General features: G+C 71.0%; 5 protein-coding genes. 1 reads left to right on the forward strand and 4 read right to left on the reverse strand.

The window, feature by feature from the left end; genetic code table 11:
• Position 1: 1 nt before the first annotated feature.
• Both glgB and FXF65_RS20485 read right to left on the reverse strand, forming a co-directional pair.
• Entirely contained in the window at positions 2-2,230 is a 2,229-nt protein-coding gene (glgB, locus tag FXF65_RS20480) for a 1,4-alpha-glucan branching protein GlgB (RefSeq protein WP_148351549.1), read from the reverse strand.
• Between the two features lie 387 nt (positions 2,231-2,617).
• On the reverse strand, positions 2,618-2,836 hold the full coding sequence (locus tag FXF65_RS20485; protein WP_148351550.1) for a hypothetical protein: 219 nt from the start codon (positions 2,834-2,836) through the stop codon (positions 2,618-2,620).
• A 250-nt stretch (positions 2,837-3,086) separates the two neighbouring features.
• Between FXF65_RS20485 and FXF65_RS20490 the strand changes: the two genes are divergently transcribed.
• Positions 3,087-3,845: a GntR family transcriptional regulator gene (locus tag FXF65_RS20490; RefSeq protein ID WP_148351551.1), complete on the forward strand. Its 759-nt coding sequence runs from the start codon at positions 3,087-3,089 to the stop codon at positions 3,843-3,845.
• A 29-nt stretch (positions 3,846-3,874) separates the two neighbouring features.
• Here the strand turns inward: FXF65_RS20490 and FXF65_RS20495 are convergent, their stop codons facing one another.
• Both FXF65_RS20495 and FXF65_RS20500 read right to left on the reverse strand, forming a co-directional pair.
• Complete coding sequence (locus tag FXF65_RS20495; protein ID WP_148351552.1) at positions 3,875-5,293, reverse strand: maltokinase N-terminal cap-like domain-containing protein; 1,419 nt, start codon at positions 5,291-5,293, stop codon at positions 3,875-3,877.
• A 1-nt stretch (position 5,294) separates the two neighbouring features.
• On the reverse strand, positions 5,295-6,256 hold a 962-nt coding region (locus FXF65_RS20500; RefSeq protein ID WP_187412411.1), incomplete at its 5' end, for an alpha-glucosidase C-terminal domain-containing protein.

A 6,256-nucleotide genomic window follows, 5' to 3' on the forward strand; every position in this document is an offset into this window, starting at 1 on the left:
CCTATTCCGGCACGAGCCAGACCGCGCCGAGGGGCGGGACGCGCAGGGTCGCGGACGCGGGGAGCCCGTGCCAGGGCTCCTCCGCCGCCTCCACGCGGCCGAGGTTCCCGACGCCGCTGCCTCCGTAGTCGTAGGAGTCGGTGTTGACGATCTCGCGCCAGCCGCCCGCGCGGGGCAGGCCGAGCCGGTAGTCCTCGTGCGGGTTCCCGGCGAAGTTGACGACGCACGCGACGACCGGCGACTCGCCGTTCTCGGGCGTCCCGTAACGCAGGTAGGAAAGGGTGTTGCCGCCCGCGTCGTTGCCGTCGATCCAGCGGAATCCCTCGTGGTCGCTGTCGCGCGTCCACAGCGCGGGCTGATCGCGGTAGGCGACGTTCAGGTCGCGGACGAGTTTCTGCATTCCGAGATGGTGCGCGCCCTCGGAGGCGTTCTCCAGCAGCCACCAGTCGAGCGGGCGCTCCTCCGCCCATTCGGCGCCCTGCCCGAACTCCTGTCCCATGAACAGCAGTTGCTTGCCGGGATGCGACCACATGTAGGCGAGCAGGGCGCGCAGCCCGGCGAACTGCTGCCAGGCGTCGCCCGGCATCTTGCTCAGCAGCGACCCTTTTCCGTGGACGACCTCGTCATGCGACAGCGGCAGGACGTAGTTCTCCGAGAAGGCGTACACCAGAGAGAACGTGATCTCGTTGTGGTGGTAATTGCGGAACACGGGCTCGTGGCGCAGATACTCCAAGGTGTCGTGCATCCAGCCCATGTTCCATTTGAAGCCGAACCCGAGGCCACCCAGATGGGTCGGACGTGACACGCCCGGCCAGGCCGTCGACTCCTCCGCGATCGTCGTGACGCCCGGGTTCCGTTTGTAGACCGTCGCGTTCATCTCCTGGAGGAACGAGATGGCCTCAAGGTTCTCGCGTCCGCCGTAGATGTTCGGCGTCCATTCGCCCTCGTTGCGTGAGTAGTCGAGGTACAGCATCGACGCGACGGCGTCGACGCGGAGCCCGTCGATGTGGAATTCCTCAAGCCAGTACGAGGCGTTGGCGACCAGGAAGTTGCGGACCTCCGCGCGCCCGTAGTTGAAGACGAGCGTGCCCCAGTCGGGGTGCTCGCCGCGCGTCGGGTCGTCGTGCTCGTAGAGGGCGGTCCCGTCGAAGCGGGCCAGGGCCCATTCGTCCTTCGGGAAATGCGCGGGGACCCAGTCCATGATGACGCCGACGCCTGCCTGGTGGAGGCGGTCGATGAGGTGCCGGAAGTCGTCCGGGTCGCCGAAACGCGAGGTCGGCGCGTAGTACGACGTCACCTGGTAGCCCCAGGACGGGCCGTACGGATGCTCGGCGACCGGCAGCAGTTCCACATGCGTGAAACCCATGTCGCGCACGTACTCGGTCAGTTCGTCGGCCAGTTCGCGGTAGCTGAGCCCCGGACGCCACGACCCCAGATGGACCTCGTACGCGCTCATCGGCTCGTGCAGCCAGTCGTGTTCTTTCCGGCCGCCCATCCATTCCCCGTCGCCCCATTCGTAGGACGAGGTGAAAACGCGGGACGCGGTGGCCGGGGGCTGCTCGGTCCAGCGCGCCATCGGGTCGGCCTTCGCGCGCCACACGCCGTCCGCGCCGAGGATCTCGTACTTGTAGCGCGTCCCGTCGCCGACGCCCGGGACGAACAGTTCCCAGATGCCGGACGACCCGAGCGACCGCATCGGATGGGCGCGCCCGTCCCAATGGTTGAAGTCGCCCACGACCCGCACCCCGCGCGCCGTCGGCGCCCACACCGCGAAACTCGTCCCGGTCACCGTCCCGAACGCGGACGTGTAGTCGCGCACGTGCGCCCCGAGCGCCCGCCAGAGCTCCTCGTGCCGCCCTTCGCCGATCAGATGAAGGTCGAGTTCGCCGAGCGTCGGAAGATGGCGGTAGGGATCGTCCTGGACGGTCTCGGCGCCGCCCTGGTACGCGACCGCGAGCCGGTAGTCGGGGACGGCGAGCGGCGCCTTTCCGTCGTCGTCCCCGGAAAGGGACGCGCTGGCCGGCAGCGTCCCGGTGAAGAGTCCTTCGTGGAAATGGCGCAGCGGATGCCGGTCGCCGTTCGGCAGCACCACCTCGACCCGTTCGGCGAGCGGCCGCAATGCCCGGACCGTCACGCCGTCCCGGCCCGGGTGCGCCCCGAGCACTCCGTGCGGGTCATGGTGGTCGCCGCCCACCAGCCGGTCGATCTCCGCGCGCGTGACCCGTGCCATGACCTGGGGGCCTCCCGTCCGACCTGAGTTTTACCCGAGTAGAGGTGCCCGCAGATCGGTCGGTCTCACGTCTTCGCCGCACCTGTTTCCGGGAGTTCGGCGGTTTTCGGGGACGGGCGGCGCGGCGGCGGTGCGCGGCGACGGGTGCGGCGCGCGGTGCGCCGGGTGGTGCGGCCGCACGGGCGGCACGACTCTTCGTCGTGGGGTCGCGCCGGTTGCGCCACCCGTGCGGCCACGTCAGCCTGGCCCCAGCGGTGACACCGACCACACCGCCGCGGGCTCCATTCCTGTGTCACCTGAGCGCCACAGGTACCTGCCGTACCGGCGAACGCGCCGGCCCGGCCCGCCCCCGCCGCGGACCGGGCCGTGCCGTTCCCCATGGCCGTGTCATCCCGCCCCGGGCTCCCGGCGGACCTGGTCGAGGAGCAGCCGGCGGAGCCCGGAAGCGTCGTCGGCGGCCACCGTCATCGCGTATCCCGCCTGGAGTTGCGCGTCGGTGAGGTCGCCGCTGCGGGTCGCGTACCACCGTCCGGCGTCGCTTCGCCACACCTGCCAGCCCGGGAACTCCTCCTCGATGGCCGCCTTCAGATCCTCGAAGTCGCCCATCAAGGTCGTCCTTTCCCCGAGGTCGCTCTTCTGTATACAAAAGTCTTACTCAGTCCTAGAGGTGTCAAGCTGTCCGTAAGCGGACCGTGCCCCCGTGGATAGCGCGTGGAAGGTATGGATCGATGGGAGGGCGTGCCAGGGATCGAACGCGGCGTCGAACACTGTGTCGAATGCCGCGTCGAACGCCGAGCCGAACGGCGAGACGAGCGGCGGCCGGTCGGCGCGCCCGGGAGAAGGGGAGGTGACGCCGGTGCCGGACCGACCCGCCTACCTGCGCATCGCCGACACGCTGCGCGAGGGGATACGGGACGGCAGCCTTCCGCCGGGGACCCGGCTGCCGACCATCGCCGACCTGTGCGCCGAGCACGGCGTCTCGGAGATCGTCGTCCGGCAGGCCGTCGCGCTGCTGCGCGGCGAGGGCCTGGTCGAGACCCGCCGCGGCGGCGGCACGCTGGTCCGGGTCGTCCCCCCGGCGCGCCGGGTGGCGATGGACCGCTACCGCGCGGTGACGCGGCCGCTCGCCGTCCCGGAGACGACCTTCACCCGCGACCAGCGGATCAGCTGGGAGGAGTACCGGCTCGACCGGGAGTTCACCCGGGTGCGCGCCGACCCCGAGCTCGGCGGGCTGTTCGAGCTGCCCGCCGGGACCGAGCTGCTGCGCCGCCGGTTCGTGTTCCACGCGCGCGGCGAGCCGCAGCAGATCTCCGTCAACTACCTGCCGTGGGACCTCGTCGGCGGCACCCCCGTGGCCGACCCGGCGCGCGAGCCGTGGCCCGGCGGGACGCTCGCGCAGCTCGCCTACCTCGGCCGTCCGCCGACCCGGGTCGAGGAGGCGGTCCGCTCCCGCATGCCGACGCCGGAGGAGGCGGAGACGCTGCGGATGACGCGCGGCGTGCCCGTCCTCGCCATCACCCGCCGGCTGTTCTCCCGCGCGAACGTCATGGAGGTCTGCCGCGACATCGTGCTGCCCGCGGACAGGGTCGTCCTCGACTACTCGATCGACCTGTAGCCGCGCTCTGGTAGCCGCGCGCGGGCCGGTCAGTCCGCGAGGTGGGCGAGGGACCGCAGCGGGACGGGCAGCCACGACGGCCTGTTCCGCGCCTCGTAGCGGATCTCGTACACCGCCTTGTCGAGCTCGAACGCCCGCAGCAGCGCCTCGTGCTCCGCCGGGTCGGGCCCGCCCGCCGCCGCGTAGCCCGCGCAGAACGCGGCCCGGTTCCGCTCCGCCCACGCGCGGGCGCGCAGCTCCAGCGTCTCGGCCGCGTCCGGCGGGACGTCGCCGTCCCGCGCGAGCAGGAACCGGGCCGCGTACTCGAAGGAGCGGAGCATCCCGGCGACGTCCCGGAGCGGATGCGCGGGCGCGCGGCGCTCGGCGGGCGGACGGGCGGGCTCGCCCTCGAAGTCCAGCACCGTCCAGCCGGTGTCGGTCCGCATGACCTGGCCGAGGTGGTAGTCGCCGTGGACGCGCTGGTACGTGAGCGGCTCCGCCTGCGCCGCGAGCCGGTCGAACGCCTCGCGGATCGCGTGCGAGTACGGCCGCAGCTCCGGGACGACCGCGCCGACCTCGTCGAGCTGCCGGTGCATGCCGAACACGACGTCCCGCACCCGGGCCGCGGGGGTCTGCGAGACGCCGAACGCGGCGGCGAGGTCGCGGTGCACCGCGGCGGTCGCCGCGCCGAGCCGCTCCGCCTCCGCGGCGAAGTCGCCGCCCGCGTCGCCCGCCCCGGCCGTGGTCGGCGCCGCCGTGGCCGGCTGCGCGAACCAGTCGCGGACGCTGGTCAGCGCGAGCTGCCAGCCGTCGGTCGCGCTGCGCAGGAACTCCGAGAGCAGCGCCAGCGTGACGGGGTCGTCCCCGGCCTTGTCCGGTTCCAGCTCGACCCATCCGTGCACGACGGGCACGTGCTCGCAGCCCTGGCGGGACAGCGCGAGGTTGACCTCAAGGTCGGGGTTGACGCCGGGGGAGAGGCGGCGGAACAGCTTGAGGATGTAGGCGTCGCCGAAGACCAGGGACGTGTTGCTCTGCTCGGCCGTGGTGGGGACGCCGTCAAGGTCCGTGCGCAGGCCGGTGCCCGGCGCGCGGCGGAACCGCACCGGCCCGGCGGCGGTCTCGTCCGCCAGGTGGGCGAGCAGCGGGCGGGTCAGCTCCGCGTCGTGCGCGGCGTCGTAGACGTGCCCGTCGAACCCGCGGTCGCCCGCGAGGCGTCCGATCAGGGTGGGACGCAGCCGGTCGGGCAGGTCGCTCCGGACGCCGAGCAGCAGTTGGTAATGGTCGGTGACGCCGTCTTGGAGGACATCGAGGATCAGGTGGTGGAGGGCGGGGTCGCCGGGCAGCAGCTCGGTGACGGTGCCGATGGAGAGGTCGTCGATCGGGCCGTCCTTGCCGCCGAACCACCGCTGCGCGGGCAGCCAGCCGGCGAGGAGCCGGACGAGGGAGCGGTCGGGCGGCGACACGGTCATCTCACTCTTCTCCCGGCTCGTGTCCGTCGGGCGGCGGCGGCAGGAGGAACCAGTAGAAGCCGTGCCCGGGGAGCGTCAGCAGATACGGCAGGTCGCCGATGGGCGGGAACTGGACGCCGCCCATGCATTCGATGGGGGCGGAGTCCCGGAATCTTCTGAGGTCGAGTTCGACGGGCTGCGGGAACCGGGAAAGGTTGTTCACGCAGAGAACGGTGTCCATTCCGCCCCATTGATTGGCCTCTCCGCCGTCTATTTCTCGGGTGAAGGCGAGGACGGAGGGGTTGGAGGCGGAGAGTTCGACGTAGGAGCCGACGCCGAAGACGGGGTGGCGTTGGCGGATTTCGATCATTTTGCGGGTCCAGTGGAGCAGGGATCCGGGGTTGTTGGTCTGTGCTTCGACGTTGACGGCTTGGTAGCCGTAGATGGGGTCCATGATGACGGGGAGGTAGAGGCGGGCGGGGTCGCAGTGGGAGAAGCCGGCGTTGCGGTCGGGGGTCCATTGCATGGGGGTGCGGACGGCGTCGCGGTCGCCGAGCCAGATGTTGTCGCCCATGCCGATTTCGTCGCCGTAGTACAGGACGGGTGAGCCGGGGAGGGAGAGGAGGAGGGCGGTGAAGAGTTCGAGTTGGTTGCGGTCGTTGTCCAGGAGGGGTGCGAGGCGGCGGCGGATGCCGATGTTGGCTTTCATGCGGGGGTCTTTGGCGTATTCGGTGTACATGTAGTCGCGTTCTTCGTCGGTGACCATTTCCAGGGTGAGTTCGTCGTGGTTGCGGAGGAAGATGCCCCATTGGCAGGATTCGGGGATTTTGGGGGTTTGGGTCATGATCTCGGAGATGGGGTAGCGCTGTTCGCGGCGGACGGCCATGAAGATGCGGGGCATGACGGGGAAGTGGAAGGCCATGTGGCATTCGTCGCCGCCGGTGGCGGGGTCGCCGAAGTACTCGACGACGTCGGCGGGCCATT

Source organism: Actinomadura syzygii (genome assembly GCF_008085905.1).
Classification (GTDB): domain Bacteria; phylum Actinomycetota; class Actinomycetes; order Streptosporangiales; family Streptosporangiaceae; genus Spirillospora; species Spirillospora syzygii.

Bases quoted from the DNA above. Each gene is read 5' to 3' on its own strand.
- glgB (WP_148351549.1), bottom strand. From the start codon at position 2,230: ATGGCACGGGTCACGCGCGCGGAGATCGACCGGCTGGTGGGCGGCGAC.
- FXF65_RS20485 (WP_148351550.1), bottom strand. From the start codon at position 2,836: ATGGGCGACTTCGAGGATCTGAAGGCGGCCATCGAGGAGGAGTTCCCG.
- FXF65_RS20495 (WP_148351552.1), bottom strand. From the start codon at position 5,293: ATGACCGTGTCGCCGCCCGACCGCTCCCTCGTCCGGCTCCTCGCCGGC.